This is a genomic window from Streptomyces sp. NPDC000941, assembly GCF_053599555.1.
In genome coordinates this window covers 27,975-50,175 of the sequence record NZ_JBSFMM010000067.1, presented here as the reverse complement: position 1 = coordinate 50,175, position 22,201 = coordinate 27,975, and the positions used below count along the sequence as shown (strand labels likewise).

Below are 22,201 nucleotides of genomic sequence, written 5' to 3'. Positions count from 1 at the left end.
CGACGACACGACAGACCACCACTCCCACAGGATCACCGACCCTATGCCCGACCAGCGAAAACACCGTCCTCAAGCCCGGAAAGACAACAGCTTCTTAGCCGGGCGGCCCCAGGACTATGAGCCTGCCGAGGGATACCCACACTCCGCCTTACCGGCTGGTCGCGTCTAGGGCAGCAGCGTGCCACCTTGCCACCATGGGGCGTGTCGTCCGCCCGAGCGCAGCGGCACATCTCGTCGGTGAAGCAGGTCGTAGAGCATGGTGCTCGTTATGCCGAACCGCTGTTGAATCTCGGTGACCCGCATGTTGTCCCGGTACGCGGTGATGATCTCTGCCTCATGTGCCGCCCATTTCGGCGTCCGTTTCGCCATGCCGCATCCTGCCCTTCATCCCTTGACCAACATCCGAACCAGGAGCCGTCAGCACGGCCCACACCGACTTGCCGACCACCGGGCGCGGGGTCACACCCCACCGGTCCGCGAGCGCTTCCACCAGGACCAGCCCTCTGCCATGGGGAACTTCGATGCTCGGGATCTTCAGCTTGGGCCACTCGTCCGAAGCATCGTGAACTTCAATCCGCACGCTCTTGTCCTGGAGCAGGTACCGGGTCTCGATCTCCCGGCCAGGCGACACCCGCGCATGCCGAACGGCATTCGTCACCAGCTCGGACAGCACCAGGAGCGCCACCTCCTCGACGGCGGCCAGGCCCCAACCGCTCAGGGCCTTACACAAGTCGGCGCGCGCCAGCCCGACGGAACGCAGATGGCGGGCCCAACGTCGGACCACCTCACGCCCACTCGGGTCCGTCAGCTCTGGCTTCATGGCCACAAGCGTGCAGGTCAGAAGCACCGCTCGGGTCACCCAACGGGGTACCCATGGCCGCGAATTGGGGTACTTCATCAGCTGGCGCGATCTACCCTGGACTGACGCGGACATCCCTACACCCTCGCGAGCTGCCCGTGGGGTGCGTGATCCTCGACCGCGACGGCGTACCGGTCGGCGAGGGATACCACCTCCGCAAGGGAGACCACCACGCCGAGGTGAACGCGCTCACCGCAGCGGGGAAGCGGGCCGAGGGTGGCACGGCCGTCGTAACGCTGGAGCCCTGCAACCACCAGGGCCGGACGCCGCCCTGCCGACAGGCACTGATCGACGCGAAGGTGTCCCGCGTTCTGATCGCCGTCATGGATCCCACCTCCCGTGGGGAGGGTGGCGCGGCGGTGCTGGAACACGCCGGCATCGAGGTGGAGCGGGGCGTCCTTGAGCAGGAAGCGTTGCTCGTTCTCGGCCCGTGGCTGCACTCGCTGCGCGCGGGAAGGCCGCACATCACGTGGGCGTACACCGTAGGGGCCGACAAGGACCACGACAGCGAGGGTTTCAACGAGTTGCGCCGCACGCACGATCTTGTGATTCGCCGGAATGGCGCGATCGAGGAAGGCACACCAGGCGGCCATGGTGGAGATTCCTTCAGTGTCCCGGTTCCCCCGCTTGGCGACGATCCCGCGAAAGCTCTGCGCGCCTTGGCCGAGGCGGGGGCGCGTACGGTCCTGATCGAAAACAGCTCCAACGAAGCGGCGCGGTTGCTCGCTGACGCGGTGGACCGCGTGATCATTGACGTACCAGGCGCTCCGCCGTCATCCGGACTGACCGCAGCAGGTGGGCAGGGGCCGGAGTCGATCCCTGGAGAATTTCAACTAGTCGAGGTAAGGCCGTTCAGACGGTATGTGCGTCTGACAGCGAAGCGAGTCAGCCCAGGCCATTAGCTCTCTCCAAGGCGTGGAGGCGCGCAAACGCCGCTGATTATTGTCCGGCCTCCCATGGGTGAACTTTCCTGGCTAGGGGCCGGTGGCAGCGTCGGTGAACGGCAGACACCAAGTCGCGTCAATTCCTGCGGCGACGCCCTTGTCCATAGGGGCCGTGGCGATCGTGTGCCCGCCACTCCTCCTCGTGGATGTCGCGGTCTTCGCTATCCGCCCTGCCGCTAGGAGTCGAGATTGCCTCTCCGTTGTTGACCTTGTCCAGCAGCGAGGCGAGAGGGTCGGGTTGCTCGTCGCCGAAACGCTCGAGGTCGCGCTCGGGCAGCGGTCCCGGGGAGGGGGGCCTGAGGGCGATCTGCTTCACTTTGTGGCGCTTCGGCTCAGGCGCGGTGTCTCCTGTCTCTGCGCCGTTCTGATGTGAACGTGACGTACCGCTCATGAGCAGCCCCCCGTCTCGCTGAAATCCTCTCACAGTGTGTTTAGATCATTCCCTGGAAGGGGCGCGAGAAACGGAATGATCCATCGGACATGTCCTCTAGGTCCTGATCGCTGTGATCACAGCTGCAACAGATCCAAGCAGAGTTGCCACTACCAGAAACCAGGCCAGCAGAGGCGAGTTCTGCGCCGGGCTCGTGGTTGCCTGACACTCGACGGCATACATACAGGTCTGGTGTTGGTCAGCACGTTCTTCTAACTGGCACCGGCACACATGGCTATCCCCTTGCCGAGCTGTCGCTAATTTGATCAGTGAGGCGTCTTATCGGCGATGGAAGGCGCCTTCACCGCTAGTCCAGTGATAGCAGGCATAGCTTTTAAGCCGCACCTGCACAGATGGATTCCGGCGCGCCTGCGCCCCTCTGACCTGCAATTATTCGCTACACGCGCAGCGAATAATGGATGTGGCGAAAATGCGAGATGAACTGCCCAAATGGCGCACAGGGAGGTCAGTGAGGCTTTCTCAACGGTGATCACTTCCAGATTCCGTTGAGGACGAGGGCGGCTCGGGCGATGTCGCCGATCCGGCTGGGGCTGAGCGTGACGTACTGCAGGGTGCGCCATCGCAGCTTGAGTTCAGCGGCGGCCCGCTCACCGAGGGCTCTCAGGTGGCGCAGCAGGGTGTTGGACGTACGGGTGTCGACGTGAAGGGCCCGCTCGGACTTGCCCTTTGGGCGACGGACCGGGATGAGGATGCCGATACCCGCACCGATGTAGCCTTTGTCCGCCAGGGTGGGTAGGCCGTCGGCCGCCGCCTTGTACAGGGCGGGTAGGGCGTGGATGCGGGCGGCGGTAACGTCCGGGGTGGAGCCCGGCTCGACGTCGGAGACCCATAGCGGCGAGCCGTCCGCGGTGACAGGAACTGGATGTTGCCGCCGAACGCCTTGTGCTTCTGGCTGAACCACAGGTCGTTTCCGTTCTCGCGTACGCCCGCGAGGCGGTCCGATTCGATCAGGGTGCCGTCAAGGATCACGTGCGTCATGCCCTCGCGCTGACACCGGCTCAGGACTTCATGCAGGTCAGGGGCCTGGTTGGCAAGGACATCGATGCCTTCGTGCAGGTAGCGGTAGCCCGTAGCCTGGGAGATGCCCGCGTCTCGGGCCAAGCAGTGCACGCAACCGCGCTCACGGAACCAGCGCACCACCAGCACCGCCTGCCGAAACGGTCCGAGCGCCCGGGAGCGTCTTGGAGTTCCGATCCGGCGCCGGTGGGTGGCCAGCAGGCGAGCGAGGAACACCACCACGTGGCGCGGGACGTCGAGCGTGGCAACATAGGTGATCAACATGAAGCCTCTGGTTGCTACGGACATGATCTTGGCGGACCTGTCCTACCAGGGCTTCACGCTTGCCCGCCGCCAGGTCCCCACGCCCGATCCGTACCGATCAGTTGGTTCGGTGCCTGCTTTTGAGCCGAGTGCCCAGCGGATCTCAGAGCTGGGGCGTGCCTTGCTGGCCATGTTCAGGAGAGAATTCGCGGTCTGTCGCGTTTCCGACGCAGTACCGTGGGGCGGTGGATGAGATGTCAGCCCCGGTGGCGGGTATGACGATCAGCGTTCGGATGCGCCAGGACGTGGTGATCGTCGATCCGGAGCGCTTTGTCGCTTCGGCCCGCGCGGCGTACCGCGAAGCCTCCCCTGAGATCACCGAAGAGCGGGCAGCCGAGGAGATCCGCGATGTCTACGACGCTGTGTGGGCTCTGCTGGACCGCTTCGGCCGGCTCGCAGCCGACGCACCAGCGTCCGCCGGGCTCCCTGGCCGACGAGTTCTGGACCGCCCAGACGGACTCTCCCCTGCCGGCGAGTGCAAGCAAATCGTGCTGAGCGATCCGCAACCACTGCAGGACTACGGCTGCTTCATGCCCGAGGGGTATGACCCGTTCGCCATCCCGCCAGGTATGTGATACCTCCCGCCGTGACAGGCTACTTCGCGGAGATCATTTCGCTGAGAAAACCTCACTGCCCTGGTAGCCGACCCAGAAAGCGGTCGGGACCTCGGCGGGCGCGGCTGCGGCCACGTCGGTGGCGCCCAGCGCGGGGACGGTCTCCGGGGTCTGCGGCAGGTGGTAGTCGCTGTACTCCGCGGCGTTGTTCTGTGCCCAACGGGCAATGCGGGATTCGTGGGTTACGGACATCGGATCACACCTTCCTGGTCGTACAGGTTCCTCTTCGTGTGCGGACGTTCCGCGCCGGTGCACCGCAGGCGATTCTGCTACCTCTGGTTTGCATTTTTTATGCTTTGAGCTTGTCGCCCCATATCTCAGGGAAATGCGTCTGGGCGGGGCGACAGCACCGCGGAGACAATCTCGCCGGACGAGGCCGCGATATCAGCCACGAATCGCAGGCGTCCGACGTCGAGTCGTCGCAGCGCCCGACCGTGGTCGACGGCGACGACGAGGGAGACCGCGAGCAGAAGAAGCTGCCACAGGGCCATCACCGGGCGGCGCATCACGCGGGGCAGTTCCGCCAGGGAGGTGTGCAGCCGCTCGCAATGGAACGGGACGTGGCGCTGCTCGTCGGACAGGATCCGCCCCGCCACATCCGAAGTGAGCGGGTCGTCGGTGCCATCCCGCAGGGCCCGGTAATAACGCAGTGCCACCACTTCAGCGATCATCAGCACCAGCAGTTCCATGCGCAGGCCCATGAGACGCCGCAGCCGGACGAAGACCCTGTCGCTCCAGTGGCCGGTCAACGTCGATGCGCCACCCGCGGCCAACAGCCGGGCGAGGAGACGGGCGTGGCTCTGCTCCTCGGCGACAAAGAGCCGGACTGCCTGCGCGTAGTCGCCGTCGCCGGCCTCATCGGCTTTGCCGACGAGGTTGGCGCCGTCGCCGTCCTCGCCGACCTGGAAGCGCTGGATGCCGGCCCACACCGCCGGATGCAGCGTCGCGCGTTGCTCCCAGTCCGGGTCACCCTGGGCGCTCCTGCGCTCGCGCTCGTCCTCGAACCGCCTTGTCCACTTGGCGAAGCCGCCCGTGTCCATCCGGTCTCCCCTTCCCTGGGGCACAGCCACCGTGCCCCGGAGGGGGACGACGCTGACGAACGGCGAACCGTTCCCCCGCTGCCCGCGCCGCGCACATCATGAGCCGTGGCCCCTGGCGGGGAGCCAGGGGCCACGTGAGTGAGGCCGGCCGTACGGGCCCCGTGCCGTCATTCGGCCCGGACGGTCAGCGCAGGACGGTCAGCGCAGGCTGGTCCCGAACTGCGCCTTCGTGGCGGGCGCGGACAGGTCGTCGGGGCCGAAGGCGAGGGCGGAATTCGTGGTCAGGCCGGTGGACGTGCCGCGGAGCAGCCAGACCGCGCCGTTGTCGCCGTTCTCGGTGGTGGAGGCGACGGCGATGTCGCGGTGGCCGTCTCCGTTGACGTCGAGGAGCGCGGTGGTGGCGCCGAACTTGTCGCCCGATTCGGCCACGCCGGGCACCCCGGGGGTGTTCTGGTGGAAGACCTGGCTGCCGGTGCCGGTGAAGCCCGAGGCGCTGCCGGGGACCAGGGCGAACGAACCGGCGTCGGTGAGGCCGCTGAAGTCCTCGCCGGGGATACCGAGGGCGATGTCGGCGTAGCCGTCGCCGTTCACGTCGTCCACGGAGATCGCCGTACCGAGGCCGTCGCCCTCCTCCTCCGCGCCGTAGAGGCCGGGCAGGCTCTGGTCGAACGACTTCGTGTTTGCGTCGGACAGGCCGGAGGCCGAGCCGTAGGCGACGCGGACCTTGCTGTCCCAGCCGTCGCCGCCGACCACCACGTCGTCGAAGCCGTCACCGTTCACGTCGCCCACGCCGGTGCCCGAGACGTCGCTGCTTGCGCCTTCGCCGGGGACCCAGGACTTGGTGAAGCCCGACGCGCCGCCGTTCAGCAGCCGGTTGCCCCAGGTTCCGTCACCGGTGTAGACCCACTGGACGATGTCGTCCTTGCCGTCGCCGTTGACGTCGCCGACATGGCCGTTGACGATGGGCCCGCTGATCGAGTCGCCGTCCTCCTCGCAGCCGCCACCCGTGGCGCAGGAGGCGTCGTCCTCGTCGTAGCCCCACCACTCGGACTTGTCGAGGATGTTGAGCACGGCGGCGGGCGTGCCGGTCCGGGAGATCGGGCCCTTCCACAGGGCGGCCTTGGCGCTCTGCGGGTCGTCACCCGCGACGGTGCTGTGGGCGAACAGTGCGAGGTCGGTCTTGCCGTCCCCGTCGAAGTCACCGGCCTGCGGGGCCTGCCCGTACCCGGCGAGGTTCGTACCGCCGGTGAGCCCGGAGGCGGAGCCCCACAGCACGACGGAGCCCGCGGGTCCGCCCGCGATCACGAGGTCGCCGTAGCCGTCGCCGTCCAGGTCGCCCTTGGTGAAGGTCAGCCCGAAGCGCTCGCCCGTGGTCGCGGAGCCGGGAATCCCGCTGGTCGACCGGCTCACGATCTTCTTGTTGGCGGTGGACAGTCCGCTCGCCGAGCCGTACGTGATGGCCACGTAGCCGGCCTTCGCCTTGTCGGACACCGTGGCGTTCGGCGCCCCGATGACGAGGTCGGCGTAGCCGTCGCCATTGAAGTCGTCCTGGGTGTCCACCGACGCGGGGGCGGCCTGGGCCGAAGCTCCGGTGAGGGCCCAGGCACTGAGCCCTCCGGCGAGCAGCACCGCGGCGGCTAGGGGCGCGCCCAGCCGTGCGGTACGGATCCTGCGTCCTGCTCGGGACATACAACTGCCTCTCAGAGTGGTCGAGTTCAACACGACACGCGCCGCGCGCCGCGCCCCCGCACAGTCCGACGAGGAAGGCAGGTCTCCGGTTGTACGCCTGAATGTCATTGTTGTGTAACCAGCCGTACGCCCGCCCCCTGACCTCAACGCCCAACGGAGCGATCTGGTCAGGAACGCCACGCTGCGAGGAGTTCCGCGGAGCCGTACGCGGCGTCGAGACCGGCGCAGTCGGTCCCGCTGCGGGAGACCGCGACCAACGGCACGGGATCCGGCGTGAGAGCGGCGCGGTGGCGTTGCAGTGCCGCGAGGTCGTGGCGGTCGAAGGGGGAGTTCTCCAACCACTTCACCGAGCCGACGAAGAGCAGCTCCTTGGCCACGGGCGCGCGGTCCGCCCCCACGATGTCGATCTCCACATCATTGGTACGTGTCCAGTAGCCGCCGAGGGCGGGGGCTGCGGGGAGGCTCGCGTCAGGCAGCAGCCGCGCCAGCGCCTCACGCACCAGAGGCTCGACAGCCCGTCCGCGCCAACTGGTCCAGTTCTCGCGGATGCGGCGCAGGGTGAGGTCGCCCCGGCCTCTCTCGATCTCCTCCATCGCCGGGCCGAGGAAGCGCAGCCAGAATCGGAGGTACGGGTCCGCGACGCGGTAGCGGCGGTCCTTCGAAGGCCGCGTGGACACGGGAAGCTCCGCGGCGATCACCCGCTTGTCGGTGAGGATCTTCAGCGACCGCTGGAGCGGCGTCGCCCCGATCCCGCCGGCGGCACGGGCGATGTTGGAGAACGTCCGCTCTCCGCTCCCGATCGCCGAGAGGACCGCGCGGGCCTGGGCCTGCTGCGGGAACTCCGCGGCCAGCGACCGCTCCGCCGACACCAGCAGGGCGGAGACCGGGTCGCTGAGCGCTGCTTCCAGGAAGTCCCACATCCCCCCGCCATGCGGCCATTCCGCGCAGATGAGCGGCAGCCCACCGGTGATGAGAGCCGCGTCGAACGCCGGGGCCGGGTCGAGGTCCAGCATCGCACCCACCTCCGCCGGGTTGAGCGGACCCAGCACCATTTCCCGTCCGCGCTGGTGAAAGGGGCGGCCGTAGCTGTTCAGCGCCTCCATCATCGACAGATCCGAGCCGATGAGAATCAGCAGGACCGGCTTGGTCTCCAGTACCCGGTCCCAGGCCCGCTGGAGCATGCCCTCGAAGGCACCCTCCGGGTCCATCAGATACGGCACCTCGTCCATGACCACGATGCTCGGCCGGTCCTGCGGCAGCGCGGCCGCGAGGACGTCGAAGGCCGCGCCCCAGTCCGCCGGACGGGCTGCGGCCAGCAGCCCCGCCATCGGCAGGCTGGATGCCTGCGCATCTTGCGCCAGCCGCTCCAGATCGGCTCCCAGCGATGCCCCTGTGGCGGCGTAGAAGAGGAACGGCGCGCCGGATCGCTCGGCAAACCGTTCGACCAGCCGCGATTTCCCCACCCGTCGACGCCCCCGCAGCATCACACACCGACCAGGACGCTCCCCACCAGCCGCGGCCGCCACCTTGCCCAGCTCGCGATCCAGCGTCTCGAGCTCGTGCCGCCGACCTACGAAATCCACCATGACGAGAAGCTAACATGAATGTTAGCAACATTGACGTTAGTGACATGCGGTTCACCCGAGAGAGCCGCCGTCGGTCGCCCATCGGGGGCCGTCGGTCGGATGTCGGTGGGTCATCGGCGGGGTCCGGCACCTTTCCGGAGACGGCCGGCCGGAACTCACCGGGCGGCGGCCCGATCCCGAGGAGCCATCATGCACACCCCCGTCACGATCATCGGCGCCGGACTCGGCGGCCTCACACTCGCCCGCGTCCTGCACGTCCACGGAATCCCGGCCACGGTCCACGAGGCGGAGCCCTCCCCGTCGGCGCGCACGCAGGGCGGGATGCTCGACATCCACGACTACAACGGGCAGCTCGCCCTCGAGGCGGCCGGCCTGATGGACGAGTTCCACGCCATCATCCTGGAGGGCCGCCAGACGATGCGGGTCCTCGACCCGGACGGGACCGTCGTGCTCGACAAAGCCGACGACGGCACGGGCGGGCGCCCCGAGGTGCAGCGTGGCGAGCTGCGGCAGATCCTGCTCGACTCGCTCCCGGCCGGCACCGTCCGATGGGGGCACAAGGTCAGTGGCGTCCGTGCCCTCGGCGAGGGCCGCTACGAGGTGACGTTCGCCGACGGCGGCACCGTCGTCACCAGCCTGCTGGTCGGCGCGGACGGCGCGTGGTCACGGGTCCGGCCGCTGCTCTCCCCCGCCACCCCCGAGTACGCCGGTACGTCCTTCGTCGAGACCTACCTGTTCGACGCCGACACCCGGCACCCGGCCGCCGCGAAGGCGGTCGGCGGCGGGTCGATGATCGCGCCCTCGCCCGGCAAGGAGATCTTCGCTCACCGGGAAAGCGGCGACACCCTGCACACCTACGTGGCGCTCTCCAAGCCGCAGGACTGGTTCGCCGCCATCGACTTCACCGATGCCACCGCGGCCGCCGCCCGCATCGCGCAGGAGTTCGCCGGCTGGGCACCGGAACTCACCGCGCTGATCACCGAAGGCGACACCGCGCCGGTCCTACGCCCCCACTACGCCCTGCCGACCGAACACCGCTGGGACCGGCTGCCCGGGGTCACCCTGCTCGGCGACGCCGCCCATCTCGCGGCCCCGAACGGCGAAGGCGCCAACCTGGCCATGCTCGACGGCGCCGAACTCGGCAAGGCCCTCGCCGCGCACCCCGACGACATCGGGGCCGCACTCACCGAGTACGAGCAGGCCATGTTCCCGCGCAGCGCCGAGGCCGCCACGTTCGAAGGTGCCGAGGTCCAGGGGATCGACTCCGACAACAACACAGCGCACGACCTGATCAACATGATCACCGACAAGGGCCAGTGAACCACTCCGCAGGCGGGGCCTGGTGCGCATCGGCTACTTCGGGTCGCGGTTGAACAGCGACATGGACCAGAAGTAGCCGAGCAAGGTCAGCCCCACGCACCAGGCGACGGCCAGCCACCCGTTGTGGCCGATCCCGGTGCCCAGCAGCAGCCCGCGCAGCGTCTCGATGGCCGGGGTGAACGGCTGGTACTCGGCGATCGGCCGGAACCAGCCCGGCATCGTGTCGGCCGGGATGAAGGCGCTCGAGATGAGCGGCAGGAGGATCAGCGGCATGGCCGCGTTGCTGGCCGCCTCGGGGTTCGGGCTGGCCATGCCCATCCCGATCGCGATCCAGGTGAGCGCCAGGGCGAACAGCGCGAGGAGCCCGAACGCCGCCAGCCACTCCAGGACGGTGGCATCCGTGGACCGGAAGCCGATGGCCACGCCGACGGCACCGACGAGGACCACGCTGGCGATCGACTGCAGCACGCTGCCGACGACATGCCCGATGATCACAGAGCCGCGGTAGACCGCCATCGTACGGAAGCGGGCGATGAGGCCCTCGGCCATGTCCATGGAGATGTACACCGCGGCCCCGATCACGGTGCTGCCGATGGTCATCATCAGGATGCCCGGGACGATATAGGCGATGTACTCGGAGCGGTCCGCGCCGCCGCCACCGATGCCCGCGCTCATCACGTCGCCGAAGATATAGACGAAGAGCAGCAGCATCATGATCGGCGTGAGCAGCAGGTTCAGGGTTCCGGACGGGTAGCGCCACGCGTGCAGCAGATTGCGGCGCAGCATCGTGTTCGAGTCGCGGACTGCGAGGGAGAGGGCGCTCATCGGACGTTCTCCTTGGGCTGGTTGGGGAGGTCGGCCGGGCCGGTCAGGGCGAAGAACACGTCGTCGAGGTCGGGGGTGTGCACGGTCAGCTCGTCCGCCTCGATGCCGGCGGTGTCGAGCCAGTCGAGGATGGAGCGCAGTTCGCGCTGGCTGCCGTCGCTGGGGAGCTGCAGGGACAGGGCTTCGTCGTCGCGGGTGGACTCGCGCAGTGTGGTGGCGGCGTTCCGGTAGGCGGCCGGGTCGGTGAAGCGGAGTCGTACGTGTCCCCCGGGGATCAGCCGCTTCAGCTCGTCGGCGGTGCCCTCGGCGGCGATCTTGCCGTCGTTCAGCACGGCGATACGGTCGGCGAGTTCATCGGCCTCGTCCAGGTGCTGGGTGGTGAGGAAGACGGTGACGCCGCCGGAGACGAGCTCGCGGATGATCTGCCACATGTTGTGCCGGGAGCGCGGGTCGAGGCCGGTGGTCGGTTCGTCGAGGAAGATGATCCGCGGGTTGCCCACCAGCGTCATGGCGATATCGAGGCGGCGCTTCATACCGCCGGAGTAGGTGGAGGCGGGCTTCTTCGCGGCCTCGGTCAGGTCGAAGCGCTCCAGCAACTTGGCCGTGACCTGCCGTCCCTCGTCCTTGGAGAGGTGGTGCAGGTCGGCCATGAGGAGCATGTTCTCCTCGCCGGTGATCAGCCCGTCGATGGCGGAGAACTGCCCCGTGACCCCGATCGCGGCACGCACCCCGTCCGGTGAGGTGGCGATGTCGTGGCCGGCGACCTGGGACTGGCCGCCGTCGGCGGAGATGAGGGTGGAGAGGATCTTCACGGCGGTGGTCTTGCCGGCGCCGTTCGGGCCGAGCAGCGCGAACACCGAGCCGGCCGGGATGTGCAGATCGATGCCGTCGAGGACGGTCTTGTCCCCGTACGACTTGCGCAGGCCGACGGTGGAGATGGCGGCCGACGGCTGCGCACCGTCGGCACCGTCGCTGCGCCTGGATGTGGGCATGACAGATGAAGGCATGGAGGAGCCCTCCCGTTCGAAGCCTGAAGTGGCTGAGGCAATGGGTAAGTTGGGGCCGGTTCTTCCGTGGTCAGCCCTGCGTGACGTCGAGCCATACGGCGGGTGCCCGCGGCGGTGCCCGCGGCGATGCCCGCGGCGATGCCGGCCTCCAGATCCCTCCAGATCACCGAATGCGGTGCCGAGGCGACTGCTGCCGTTGGACGTCGAAGTCCAGATCGAGAAACTGGCGGCCTTGGTGTGACCGAAAGGCCGCCGCTATGTCCGCTATATCGTTGACGGATTCTCCGGCCGCGGCCGTCCGGGGCCGTGACGGTGTTACTCGCAGAAGACCTGCACCTTGGAGTCGGGGTCGTCGATGTCGATCTTGACGTCGTCGAGATGCTCGATGAGATCCTCGAGGTGCTGCGGCTTGAGCTCGCCGAGGTCGATCGGCACCCCTGCCTTGCTCAGCTCCGCGTTGACCTTGGTGACCGCCTGCGGAGGGATAAGGCTCGTGAGCCGGACCCCGGCGCGCAGCAGTTGTAGTGGGATCTGGACGTTGACGCGGCTCGACCCCTCGCCGGTGCCGTCCGCCGCGTCCACCACCACGCGCAGGTACTTCGGCCGGGATTTCGGACGGGATACGACCCCCGGCGGCGACTCGGGCTGTTGTCGTTCCAGGGCGTCGATCAACCGCTCCGCCTCAGCCGCGGTGATCTTGCCGTCGGCCAGCATCTCCAGGATCTGGCGGCGCTGCTCGTTCATTGCTGCTCCTTGCTCCTCTGACTCATCTGACGCTCACCAGTAAGGCCGTTCGGCCTTCCTCGTACTCGAACCGGGTGCCCGGCAACGCCCACAGCAGTCGCCCCACACCCCGCAGCGCGCCCAGCGGGCTCACCTTCACCCGGGTGACGCGGCATGCGATCACTCCGCCCAGTACGGCGAGCAGCAGCAGCGGCGACAGCACCAGCACCACCGGCACGACAGGGACGTACAGCCGCCGCCGGCGGCCGTCGGAACGGCGATAGCGCACCGTCACCAACTGCGGGATCATCGGGTCTGCTCCAGCTCGGCCAGCGCCTCCTGGGCGCTGATCTCCCCCCGCTGCAGGCGGTCGATGACCTCGGCGCTGGTGGGTGCCGGGTTGGTGTCGACGAAGTCGAGGTGCTCGGCGATCCGCTTCAGCCGGGACTTGATCGTCGGGTAGCTCACCCCGAAGATCCGCTCCATCTCCTTGATCGAACCGTGCGACCGTACGAACGCGGCAATGAACACCTGGTCATCGATGCCGAGCTGAGCCAGCTGCGGCGGCTCGAACTGCCCCTCGACCACGACGCCGCTGTCGGCGAGGCGGACCCGTTCGACCACGAACGGCTGTCCGCGCGTCAGGTCCGTCAGCTCCTGCCAGTCCACCCTCGGCTCCCTTACCCTCGGTGACGCGCCTACCATTCATTTGTACCTTGAGATTTTTAAGATCGCAACGCGAGAACCTTAATTTTTTCAATCTCACCCTCGATGCGGGTCCGACCGCCGCCGCTCATGAGGGGCGTGACACCTTAAAAAGCGCAAGATTCTCAATCACGACATCGGCGACATCTTCTTCCCCCACACTCAGCAGCCAGTCCACGAACCGCCAGCCGTGCTCCTCCATGGGGCTCCGCTCAAACGTGGGCGCTGTGGGCCCGAAGTTCCGCTTCAGCCAGGTGAGGTACGCCTGGCGGGTGTCGAGGTACGTCTGGCGGGTGGGGGCGGGACCGTCGAGCTCTCCGTCGAGGAGGTCCCAGAACAGATCCCGCAGATTGTGCGCGATGACGTAGAGATCCCCCTCGTCGCCGAGGAAGAGGACGGGCAGCGTGGCGAGGTCCGCCCGGTCGTCGGACCGCCACAGCGCGTAAAGGGAACCGGACGTGGTGGCCTGGGCGAAGGGAATTACTCGGTCATCGAACTCCGAGTTCTCCGATTCCAGCCAGAATGATTTGTGGTACTCGCGCAGTTCGAAACCCGGCGAGTAGAAGTCCGTGCATTCGTCATCAAACTCCTTGAGCAGATTCAGCTCAGGTATCGGTGAGTACGCGTCGCTCACGGGGCCCCCTCGGGAAGAGATCAGACAGATGGGCCCGACCCTACTTACCGCTCCTGGTCGGCGCTATGTTGGCGTCATGTACTCCACGCGGGTCTCCCAGCATGTGAATGCCTCGCGTTCGGCCGTCTACCGAGCGCTTACGGACGCGGACGCCCTCGCGAAATGGCGGGTGCCGACCGGTATGAGCAGCCATGTGCACACATTCGACGCCCGCGAAGGCGGGGCGTTCCGTATCTCGCTCACCTACGACCACGACCACGACTCCGACTCCGACTCCGACGAGCCGGTCGGCACCGGCAAGTCGGCTCCGCACACCGACACGTACCACGGCCACTTCGCGAGGCTCGTACCGGACGAGCAGGTGGTCGAGGTGTTCGCGTTCGAGACCGCGGATGCCGCGCTGCGCGCCACGATGACGATGACGACCACACTCACCGACGCGGACGGCGGCGGCACCGATGTCCTCGTCGTACACGAAGGCATTCCGGACGCCGTGCCCGCCGCCGACAACGAGACCGGTACACGTATGGCGCTGGCCAACCTCGCCCGAATCGTCGAGGCGGGGGAGGCGGAGCTTGGGTAGGTTCCCGCTCATGGTGACCGCGACAGTGCGTGATCGGCACGACGAAGAAGGCTGGGGCTGACGCAGGCTACGCCCCGCTCTTCAACCACCGCGCGAAGGGATCGACCTCCAACAGCTCGGAATCGATCGCCTTCAAGCCCCTGGCGAAGTCATGGGCCAATTTCGAGAGCATCGCGACGAGCTCGCCGTGTTCCAGGCTCTCGCATTCCGGGTCGGGGATCCAATTGGTCCGCGATTCACACCGAATCACCGTGAGATTCCCGACCGGGCGACAGGTCAAAGTCCTCTCGACACCCTGTGAGTACAGATCCACTACGACTTCGCGTCGTTCGCGCACACCCGCCAGCAGCGGCGGAAGTTGTTCCATGAACGTAGACATGTCGTACGCGATATCGAATGGCCACTCATCGGTCCCGAATCCGCCGATGTGGAATGTGCTGCCACCGGCGTCGGAGAGGGCGTCGCACGCCTCCATGACAAGGGTCTCGTAATCGTCGTCAGGCTCAGGACCCGGACCCGGACTCTGCCTAGCTGGAGCGGGAGCTACCGCGCCTGCCGATGGAGTGGCCGGAGCGAACGACACGGAGAAGCCCATCGCTCCAACCTCCTACGTCCGGGCCGACGACGGGGTAAGCCGTCTTGTACAGCCCGTTCGGACTCGGGACGATGGTAGCCGTTGGGAGCCGGAGGCAGGGGACCGCATGCCGGTGCAATTTCGACGCGAAAGAGCCCGCCGGCGTGGTGCCGGCGGGCTCCGTTCAGTGCGCTAATCCCAGTTGCACTGGGTCCTCAGGGCCTCTGCGGAATCCCAGGGGATGTCCGAGCGCCAGGTTTCCAGATCCCAGGTCGGACCGCCGAAGTGCCCGCCCCCGGGACTGGGAAAGGCGAACGCCGCGTGGCAGTAGAGCTGCTTGGAGACAGAGCTGATCTCGGTCCGGGTGGCGTTCGGGAACAGGGGCGTGTTGACCCACACCTGCCGCCAGTTTTCCTCCAGATCGTCGTCCGCGTCCTTGAATGCGGCGTCGGTCGGAGTGACATGGACGGAGCGCTTTTCGTTGTTCAGGTTGGTGTAGACCTCGGTCTGCTTCACCCACGGCTCGTTGGTCACGCCGAGGTAGCCGACACACTCACTGTGGCAGGTCTCGAAGGCGTTGGACTGGCCGGGGCTCCAGAGCAGGAACCGGTCGTTCTGGAAGCGCTGGCGTACGCCCGTATTCTCGTCGAGATTACCTCCGACTTTCACGGCGTCGTACTCGTCCGTCACCGGGTAGCCGAACGCGCCTCGCTCATACCCCCACTCCCCCCACAGTTCGCCGATACGCCCCCACACAGGGTGCGCCCCGTTCGACAGCGTCGGATGCCAGTAGACGGTGCCGCCCTGGAACTGCTGCCGCTTGCCGACGCCGTCGGGGTTGGTGAGTTCGTCGTCGACCGGGTAGCCGAGCTTCCCGCCCTCGTGGCCGAGCGCGCCCCACTTGTCGCCGATCGCGCCCCATACGGGGTGCGCGTTGCTGGCGGCGGACCAGTAGATGGTGCCGCCCGCGAACTCCTGTCGCTTGCCGATGCCGTCGGGGTTGTCCAGCTCGATGTCGGTCGGACAGCCGAGCGGCCCGGCCTCGCGGCCCAGCTTGTCGTACTTGGCGAGGATCGCTCCGCCGACCGGCTTGCCGCAGACGTCGTCCGCGGCCGCCGGAGACGCCTGAACAGTCAGGGCGGCGACGGAGGCCAGGGCGACAACCACGCCCTTGAGCAGGGCAGCCTTACGCCGTAACGGTCGAGTCGACACTTCCACGATCGGTTCCTCTCAGTAGTCAGTCATTGGTGGTCGGCCGTACAACGTCTCCACCTGGGGAAAACGACAAGGTGCTCGCCACGGCGTGGCTTGCCAACCATCGCCGCAGGCGCTGCAATGCAGATGAAATTTCGATGATGCGGGGGCGGAGGCTTCGAGGTGGACGGGGGAACGCCTCAGGGGTGGCCACAGCAGCTTCGGATCGCGGTGCTCGGGCCCGTCCGGGCCTGGCGGAACGGTACGCCGCTGGATCTGGGGCCGGTGCTGACGCGGGAAGCGGGCAGGAGCAGTCGGTCATCCGCAGCGACCGGGGCGGATACCGCTTCGTCGCCGACGGGGTCCGGCTCGATGTGGTCGAGCTGGCCGAACGGGCCGACGAGGCACAGCGCGCGAAGGCATCCGGCGATCTGGCCGCCGCCGCGGACCGGTTCTCGCAGGCGCTCGCGTTGTTCCGGGGCGAGCCGCTGGCCGGGCTGCCGGGCTCGTTCGCGCAGGTCGAGCAGGTCGAGCGGCGGCGGCTGGCGGAGCGTCAGCGCAAGCTCCAGTTGGAGCGGCTGGAATGCCTGGTGCTGCTTGACCGGTCCGGCGGAGCCCTGGACGAGCTCGGGGTCGATCCCGGCAAGGAGTTGCACCGGGTGCACGAGGCGGTGCTGCGCCGGGACGACGCGTACCTCCTCGGGCGCGAACAGTTCCAGCTGGCGCTGGGCGTGCCGGGTGCCGCGGCGCACCCGGCGGAGCGGGCACAGGCGGTCGCGGGTCTCGATGAATGCGAGGTCTCTTAGTACTCCCGTCCGGCGCCCTGGCGAGCGATGGCCAAAGCGGTGAGATCGCTGCTCCATTCGAAGCAATTCCGATGCCTGGTCGAATATGTGGATTAATCCCAAGGCATCAACTAAATCCATGAGACGTATAAACATACTGCGGTTCCTGCTGGGAGCAGTTCCTCTGGTAGCGACCCTGGCCTTGGCCCCTCCAGGTGCGAACGCCCTGGCAGCAAACAGGGCGGGGAGGGCGGTGACCTCCGAGAACGTCTGCAGCCCCGCGCCGGATACCGTCACATGTCTGGCCGAGCTGCGAACGGACATTGCGGCGATGTCGAACTCGTCGCCGGACGGCGACAACCCGCCCGGCTACCACCCTCGCGACATTCAAAGCGCATACCAACTGCCCCGTGACGGCGGCTATGGGCGGACAGTGGCGATTGTCAGCGCGTTCGACAATCCCAACGCCGAAAGCGACCTGGCGGTCTATCGCCGTACGTTCCATCTCCCGCCGTGCACCACCGCCAATGGCTGCTTCCGGAAGATCAACCAGAGCGGCGGCAGCACACCGCCACCACTCACCGATCCCGGTTGGGCGACCGAGACCGCCGTCGACATCGAGGCTGTCAGCGCTGCCTGCCCCCGCTGCAAGATCCTGCTCGTCGAGGCAGACACCAACTCCCTCAGCAACATGCTCACGGCGGTGACGCAAGCCCGTACCCAGGGCTCGAAGTTCATCTCCATGAGTTGGGGCCTTCCGGAGGACCCCGGACAACTCGCTCTCGACCAGACCTACTTCAACTTCCCCGGCATCGCCTTCGTCGCCGCCGCCGGCAACGGCGGCTTCTCCGGCTTCTTCTATCCCGCGGCTTCCCAGTACGTCACCGCTGCCGGGGGTACCAGTCTGGACCGCTCGCTCCAGCGGGTGCCGGGCCCCCAGGCGAAGCGTTCCGGCTGGTACGAGAGCGCCTGGAGCCGTTCCGGCTCCGGCTGCTCCCAGGTCCAGCCCAAGCCGCCGTTCCAGACCGACCCCGACTGCCCCATGCGCACCGTCGGCGACGTCTCCGCGCTCGCCGACCCGGCCACCGGCTTCGCCTTCTACTCCACGTTCAGCTCCCCGGGCTGGAGGGTGATCGGCGGCACCAGTGTGTCCACCGCGCTGATCGCCGCAATGTACGCGCTGGCGGGAAACCCGGGCCCGGCGGACCGCCCGAACTCCTACCCGTACGCCCACCGCCGGGCGTTCTGGGATATCGACCAGGGATCCACGGGCTCCTGCGGCGGCAGCTACCTCTGCACCGCCAAGATCGGGTACGACGGCCCGACCGGCATCGGCACCCCCCGAGGAGTCCGCGGGCTGCGGCACTGAGCCGAACCTCCCGGCAGTCCCGTCTCCGGATGACCAACCAGGCCCAGGTCGCCGACCTGGGCCTGTGTCATGAAGTCTGCGGTTCCCGTCGCCGGTGCGGAGCGTCCCCGTGGGTCCGGACGTCATCTGGCAGACTGCGCTCGGCTCGCCACGGCCAACTCGGTGCGGATGTAGTGGACATGGGGCCCGGGAGACGACACCGAGGCCGGAAAGGACGCTGATGGACGACTTGCTCCCGGCAGACCCCGACCGGATCGGCCCCTACATCCTGGAGGGGCGGCTCGGCGCCGGTGGCATGGGGCAGGTCTACCTCGGCAGGTCTCCCGGCGGTCGCCACGTCGCGGTCAAAGTGATCCGCCCCGAGCACGCCAGGAATCCGCAGTTCCGCCGCCGCTTCGCCCGGGAGGTCGAGGCCGCACGAGCGGTCGGCGGCTTCCACACCGCACAGGTCATCGGCGCCGACCCCGACGCGACCTCACCATGGCTGGCCACGGCGTACATCCCCGGCCCCTCCCTGCACGAGGTCGTCACCACGGACGGCCCGCTAACCCCGGACGCCCTGCGCGCCCTGGGCGCCGGGCTCGCCGAAGGACTCGCGGCAATCCACGCACGCCGTCTGGTGCACCGCGACCTCAAACCCAGCAACGTCATCATGGCGACCGACGGGCCACGCATCATCGACTTCGGCATCGCCCGGTCCGTGGACGCCAGCGCGCTGACATCCCTGGGCGTGGTCATCGGCACGTTCGCGTTCATGTCGCCGGAGCAGGTACGCGCGGACCAGGCCGGGCCCGCGAGCGATGTGTTCTCGCTCGGCGCCGTCCTGGGCTTCGCGGCCACGGGGCGCGGCCCCTTCGACGCGGAAACCATTCCCGCGATCGTGCACCGGATCATCAGCGAACCGCCCCGGCTCGGCGACCTGTCGGGGCCCCTCCGGGACACCGTCGAGGCGTGTCTCGCCAAGGAGCCGGACGATCGGCCCGCCATCGCGGACGTCCTGGCCAGGCTGGCCCCGGACAGCCAGGACAGTCTGGACAGCCAGGTCACCGAAGTAGAAGTAGTGGACAGCAGGGTGCCGTTCGCGACGCTGGACACCGAGCCGGCCGCGCTGTCACCGACGGCCGTGCAGACCGACCCCGCGCGACCGAGCCGCCGGGCCCTTCTGGGCCTGGCCGGAGGCGCGGCCGTCCTGATCGGTGGTGGGGTGATCGCCGCGAAGAGCCTCGGCGGCGGCAGTGGCGACGGCGGCAAGAGCTCGGGCTCGGGCTCGGGCTCGGGCAAGGGCACGGACTCGGGGTCGGCGCCGAAGATCGGCGACGTGGCGGAAGCGCGTCCGCTGTGGCAGAGCAGCGTCCCGAGAATCGACTCACTCATCGCGTACGAGGGCGGCGTCCTGTGGATGGGCAGTCGACCCGACTCGGACAAGACACCCGAAGCCGTCTGGAGCTTCGACACCGCCGGAAACACGCGCTGGAAGCTGCCCCTGGGCGACCTGGCCGTCCTCGCCACGAGAGGAGTCTGCGCCGGTGTGATCCGCGACGGCATGCTCTGCCTCGGTGCCGCGGGCCCGTTCGACGCCACCAGCGACGTGGACGCGCAGGTGGTCGCCGTGGAACTCGCGAGCGGAAACCGCGCATGGTCGGCGCCTGTCGCTGCGCCCCCCTTTTACATCACCTCGACGTCCGGCGGGCGGAACGGAGTCGTCTACGCCACCGGCACCACGGACCGAGCGGGCCCCAGCATGGTCTGGGCGGTGGACATGGCATCGCGCCGGAAGATCTGGCAGTACGAGTTCCCCAAGAACGACGGACTTGGCACCGTGGTCGTGCCGCCGTCAGGAGACCGGGTGTTCCACCTGATGTCCACATACGACAGCGGACAGGACGCCGGCATCCAGATGCTCAATGCCGGAAAGAAGGGCGCGCCGGGATGGAAGGCGACGCTGCCCGAGGCAACGGGCGATGTCAGCCGACTGCCGAACCTGTGCCCGGTGGGCGGCACCCTCGTCTACGCGGCCGACAGCCTGATCGCCCTCGACCCCGCCACCGGAGACCGGATCTGGACCAAGAAGCAGCCCGCGAAGGGGTACGGAGGCTTCGGCATCCCGGCGGCGAACGCGAACGGCTCGCAGGTCTTCGTCACGACGCAGACCGAGGACGCCGCCGGACGTACGACGCTGACGCTCCACGCGCTCGATCCCCGGTCCGGCGAAGAGAAGTGGCGCTCTTCCGTCACCCCCGAAGGCAAGCTCCGCCTGGTGAACCTTCTGGTCGCCGACTCCACCGTCTACGTCCTGGTCGGCCAGCGGATCGCCAGCGACGTGGGCTACTAGGGCTACTACTACAAGCCGGACGACGACTATCGATGGCCGTTCATCTGGGCCGTGAACGCGGCGAACGGAAAGTCGAAGTGGAGGTACACGCCCTCGGAGACCTTCGAAGCCGCGGCCGGTTTCGGGCGGCTCTACGTCGCCATCGGAGACAGCATCACCGCGCTGTCGGCCACCGCGGCGGCGGGCCGCGCGGGCGAGGCGCGCGAGTAGTTCCGGATGGCGCTCGCCGCGTCCATGGCACCCTGTAGCACCAGATGGCACGGACGGCTATCGTGGGCGATATGAGCGGACAGCCTGAAATCACCCAACGCGATCTGCGCACCAGATCCAAAGAGATCATGGACGCTGTCCAGGACGGCCAGGCCTTCACCGTCACGCGGGACGGGCACCGCATCGGTGAGCTGGTCCCACTGCGGCGCCGCAGGCGGTTCGTCCCGCGCGGCGAGTTCGCGGCCATGTCCCGCACCGCTCCCGACATCTCGTTGGACGCCTTCCGCGCCGACCAGGACGCCACCACCGAGCAGGAGCCGGACGACCCCTATGCCCGTTGAGTACCCGCAGGGACTTCTCGACACCAACATCATGATCCTGCGCAAATGGCTGAATCCCGAGGAGCTTCCCGCCGAGGTGGCGATCAGCGCCATCACCCTGGCAGAGCTCTCCACAGGTCCCCACGAGGTCCGCCGGAACGAGGAGCAGGACGACTACGACGAGCACGCCGAGCGCGCCCGGCGCATGGATGTGCTCCAGCGCGCGGAGAACGAATTCGACCCCATCCCGTTCGACGCGGAAGCGGCCCGCATCTATGGTCGAGTCTGCGCGGCGGTGATCAGCGCCGGCCGCAAACCACGGCGCAGGGTCGCCGACTTGATGATCGCCGCAGTCGCCATCGCCGAAGACCTCCCTCTTTTCACCACCAACCCAGACGACTTCAAGGGGTTGGACGGCCTGCTCACCGTCGTTCCCGTCACCCGGCCGCGAGTCCTGCACGACCGCTGACGGAGTTCCGCAGATCGCGACGCGGAGGGCGGACGCGTGGTGGCCGGCGGTTCCCGCCCGAGACTCCCATGTAGTGGGCGGCCTCGGCGGCGGTAGCCCCCATCGCGGTGTCCGCGAACCGGTCAGTCACACGGCCCGGCCGCCACCTCCGCCCACACCGTCTTCCCGACCGGGTGACGAGGGGTCACCCCCCACCGCGCGGCCAACAGCTCCACGAGCAGCAGCCCGCGCCCCGTCTCGTCCTCCACTGAGGGCGTCGGCGGCCTGACCGGGAGCCGGTCATCGCGGGCGTCCGAGACCTCGATGCGAATGGTGCGCGTCGGCACTTCGACGCTGATGCGGAGCCGGAAGTCCCGCCCGGGCACGCGCCCGTGTCGTACGGCATTGGAGGCGAGCTCCGCCACCAGCAGCGCCACGGTGCAGGACGTGTCCGAGGCGGGCGGATACCCCCACTCCCCCATGCGCCGCACGGCGAGCCGTCGGGCGAGCCGCGCCCCGCGCGGGGTCGAGGGGAACTGCACGCCTTCGTCCGGGAGCGTGTTCGCCTTCAGCACGGTTGTTGTCCATTTCTGTCCATCGCTCTTTCGTACGATTCGCAGCGTGTGCGCATCGTGACTTTCCGTACTCAAGAGTCGCCTGGCGGGACTA

Annotated in this window: 24 protein-coding genes and 1 pseudogene; 10 read left to right on the top strand and 15 right to left on the bottom strand. The window is 68.0% G+C overall.

Going from position 1 to position 22,201, the window contains the following annotated elements:
- Nucleotides 1–334 precede the first annotated feature (334 nt).
- Nucleotides 335–820 carry an ATP-binding protein gene (locus ACWDSL_RS22390; RefSeq protein WP_450487977.1) on the bottom strand — a complete coding sequence of 162 codons (486 nt, stop codon included), beginning with the start codon at nucleotides 818–820 and terminating at the stop codon, nucleotides 335–337.
- A 146-nt stretch (nucleotides 821–966) separates the two neighbouring features.
- Between ACWDSL_RS22390 and ACWDSL_RS22385 the strand changes: the two genes are divergently transcribed.
- Complete coding sequence (locus ACWDSL_RS22385; protein WP_450487975.1) at nucleotides 967–1,761, top strand: bifunctional diaminohydroxyphosphoribosylaminopyrimidine deaminase/5-amino-6-(5-phosphoribosylamino)uracil reductase RibD; 795 nt, start codon at nucleotides 967–969, stop codon at nucleotides 1,759–1,761.
- Between the two features lie 962 nt (nucleotides 1,762–2,723).
- Here ACWDSL_RS22385 and ACWDSL_RS22380 read toward each other — a convergent pair.
- Nucleotides 2,724–3,532, bottom strand: a pseudogene (locus tag ACWDSL_RS22380) (transposase family protein).
- A gap of 275 nt (nucleotides 3,533–3,807) precedes the next feature.
- On the opposite strand from ACWDSL_RS22380, the gene ACWDSL_RS22375 reads away from it, so the two are divergent.
- Nucleotides 3,808–4,149 (top strand): hypothetical protein, encoded by a 342-nt coding sequence (locus tag ACWDSL_RS22375; protein WP_450487973.1) that lies wholly within the window; start codon nucleotides 3,808–3,810, stop codon nucleotides 4,147–4,149.
- A gap of 33 nt (nucleotides 4,150–4,182) precedes the next feature.
- Here the strand turns inward: ACWDSL_RS22375 and ACWDSL_RS22370 are convergent, their stop codons facing one another.
- From ACWDSL_RS22370 to ACWDSL_RS22355, 4 genes are all read right to left on the bottom strand, one after another.
- Nucleotides 4,183–4,380, bottom strand: a complete 198-nt coding sequence (locus ACWDSL_RS22370) for a hypothetical protein (RefSeq protein WP_450487971.1) — start codon at nucleotides 4,378–4,380, stop codon at nucleotides 4,183–4,185.
- A gap of 125 nt (nucleotides 4,381–4,505) precedes the next feature.
- On the bottom strand, nucleotides 4,506–5,228 hold the full coding sequence (locus ACWDSL_RS22365) for a ferritin-like domain-containing protein (protein WP_450487969.1): 723 nt from the start codon (nucleotides 5,226–5,228) through the stop codon (nucleotides 4,506–4,508).
- A 198-nt stretch (nucleotides 5,229–5,426) separates the two neighbouring features.
- Nucleotides 5,427–6,917 carry an FG-GAP-like repeat-containing protein gene (locus tag ACWDSL_RS22360; RefSeq protein WP_450487967.1) on the bottom strand — a complete coding sequence of 497 codons (1,491 nt, stop codon included), beginning with the start codon at nucleotides 6,915–6,917 and terminating at the stop codon, nucleotides 5,427–5,429.
- A 167-nt stretch (nucleotides 6,918–7,084) separates the two neighbouring features.
- Nucleotides 7,085–8,503: an ATP-binding protein gene (locus ACWDSL_RS22355; protein WP_450487965.1), complete on the bottom strand. Its 1,419-nt coding sequence runs from the start codon at nucleotides 8,501–8,503 to the stop codon at nucleotides 7,085–7,087.
- A gap of 189 nt (nucleotides 8,504–8,692) precedes the next feature.
- Here ACWDSL_RS22355 and ACWDSL_RS22350 point away from each other — a divergent pair, with 189 nt between their 5' ends.
- Complete coding sequence (locus ACWDSL_RS22350) at nucleotides 8,693–9,823, top strand: FAD-dependent oxidoreductase (protein ID WP_450487963.1); 1,131 nt, start codon at nucleotides 8,693–8,695, stop codon at nucleotides 9,821–9,823.
- 33 nt (nucleotides 9,824–9,856) lie between these two features.
- Here ACWDSL_RS22350 and ACWDSL_RS22345 read toward each other — a convergent pair whose 3' ends face one another.
- From ACWDSL_RS22345 to ACWDSL_RS22320, 6 genes are all read right to left on the bottom strand, one after another.
- Complete coding sequence (locus tag ACWDSL_RS22345) at nucleotides 9,857–10,648, bottom strand: ABC transporter permease (RefSeq protein ID WP_450487961.1); 792 nt, start codon at nucleotides 10,646–10,648, stop codon at nucleotides 9,857–9,859.
- Entirely contained in the window at nucleotides 10,645–11,640 is a 996-nt protein-coding gene (locus ACWDSL_RS22340) for an ATP-binding cassette domain-containing protein (RefSeq protein WP_450487959.1), read from the bottom strand. Before ACWDSL_RS22340 ends, ACWDSL_RS22345 begins: the two co-directional genes overlap by 4 nt.
- A 330-nt stretch (nucleotides 11,641–11,970) precedes the next feature.
- A complete protein-coding gene (locus ACWDSL_RS22335; RefSeq protein WP_450487957.1) occupies nucleotides 11,971–12,399 on the bottom strand; it encodes an SHOCT-like domain-containing protein in 429 nt (142 codons plus the stop codon).
- Between the two features lie 22 nt (nucleotides 12,400–12,421).
- Entirely contained in the window at nucleotides 12,422–12,688 is a 267-nt protein-coding gene (locus tag ACWDSL_RS22330; protein WP_450487955.1) for a hypothetical protein, read from the bottom strand.
- Nucleotides 12,685–13,047, bottom strand: coding sequence for a DUF2089 domain-containing protein (locus tag ACWDSL_RS22325; protein ID WP_450487953.1), 363 nt, complete (start codon nucleotides 13,045–13,047; stop codon nucleotides 12,685–12,687). Before ACWDSL_RS22325 ends, ACWDSL_RS22330 begins: the two co-directional genes overlap by 4 nt.
- A 124-nt stretch (nucleotides 13,048–13,171) precedes the next feature.
- Nucleotides 13,172–13,717: a hypothetical protein gene (locus ACWDSL_RS22320; RefSeq protein WP_450487951.1), complete on the bottom strand. Its 546-nt coding sequence runs from the start codon at nucleotides 13,715–13,717 to the stop codon at nucleotides 13,172–13,174.
- A gap of 76 nt (nucleotides 13,718–13,793) precedes the next feature.
- Between ACWDSL_RS22320 and ACWDSL_RS22315 the strand changes: the two genes are divergently transcribed.
- Nucleotides 13,794–14,300, top strand: coding sequence for an SRPBCC domain-containing protein (locus ACWDSL_RS22315; protein ID WP_450487949.1), 507 nt, complete (start codon nucleotides 13,794–13,796; stop codon nucleotides 14,298–14,300).
- A 67-nt stretch (nucleotides 14,301–14,367) separates the two neighbouring features.
- Here the strand turns inward: ACWDSL_RS22315 and ACWDSL_RS22310 are convergent, their stop codons facing one another.
- Both ACWDSL_RS22310 and ACWDSL_RS22305 read right to left on the bottom strand, forming a co-directional pair.
- A complete protein-coding gene (locus ACWDSL_RS22310) occupies nucleotides 14,368–14,895 on the bottom strand; it encodes a hypothetical protein (RefSeq protein WP_450487947.1) in 528 nt (175 codons plus the stop codon).
- Between the two features lie 171 nt (nucleotides 14,896–15,066).
- Nucleotides 15,067–16,092, bottom strand: a complete 1,026-nt coding sequence (locus ACWDSL_RS22305; RefSeq protein ID WP_450487945.1) for a DUF2599 domain-containing protein — start codon at nucleotides 16,090–16,092, stop codon at nucleotides 15,067–15,069.
- 182 nt (nucleotides 16,093–16,274) lie between these two features.
- Between ACWDSL_RS22305 and ACWDSL_RS22300 the strand changes: the two genes are divergently transcribed.
- The 6 genes from ACWDSL_RS22300 to ACWDSL_RS22275 all read left to right on the top strand — a co-directional run bounded on the left by ACWDSL_RS22300 (nucleotide 16,275) and on the right by ACWDSL_RS22275 (nucleotide 21,553).
- Nucleotides 16,275–16,874 (top strand): AfsR/SARP family transcriptional regulator, encoded by a 600-nt coding sequence (locus tag ACWDSL_RS22300; RefSeq protein WP_450487943.1) that lies wholly within the window; start codon nucleotides 16,275–16,277, stop codon nucleotides 16,872–16,874.
- Nucleotides 16,875–17,184: 310 nt separating this feature from the next.
- Nucleotides 17,185–18,222: a S53 family peptidase gene (locus tag ACWDSL_RS22295; protein WP_450487941.1), complete on the top strand. Its 1,038-nt coding sequence runs from the start codon at nucleotides 17,185–17,187 to the stop codon at nucleotides 18,220–18,222.
- A 220-nt stretch (nucleotides 18,223–18,442) separates the two neighbouring features.
- Nucleotides 18,443–20,554 (top strand): protein kinase domain-containing protein, encoded by a 2,112-nt coding sequence (locus ACWDSL_RS22290; protein ID WP_450487939.1) that lies wholly within the window; start codon nucleotides 18,443–18,445, stop codon nucleotides 20,552–20,554.
- 51 nt (nucleotides 20,555–20,605) lie between these two features.
- Complete coding sequence (locus tag ACWDSL_RS22285) at nucleotides 20,606–20,764, top strand: hypothetical protein (RefSeq protein WP_450487937.1); 159 nt, start codon at nucleotides 20,606–20,608, stop codon at nucleotides 20,762–20,764.
- A gap of 71 nt (nucleotides 20,765–20,835) precedes the next feature.
- Nucleotides 20,836–21,105, top strand: coding sequence for a type II toxin-antitoxin system prevent-host-death family antitoxin (locus tag ACWDSL_RS22280; RefSeq protein WP_043491257.1), 270 nt, complete (start codon nucleotides 20,836–20,838; stop codon nucleotides 21,103–21,105).
- Complete coding sequence (locus ACWDSL_RS22275; protein WP_450487934.1) at nucleotides 21,095–21,553, top strand: PIN domain-containing protein; 459 nt, start codon at nucleotides 21,095–21,097, stop codon at nucleotides 21,551–21,553. The genes ACWDSL_RS22280 and ACWDSL_RS22275 overlap by 11 nt, the downstream gene beginning before the upstream one ends.
- A 122-nt stretch (nucleotides 21,554–21,675) precedes the next feature.
- On the opposite strand, the gene ACWDSL_RS22270 is transcribed toward ACWDSL_RS22275, so the two are convergent.
- A complete protein-coding gene (locus tag ACWDSL_RS22270) occupies nucleotides 21,676–22,107 on the bottom strand; it encodes an ATP-binding protein (protein ID WP_450487932.1) in 432 nt (143 codons plus the stop codon).
- Between the last annotated feature and the right edge of the window lie 94 nt (nucleotides 22,108–22,201).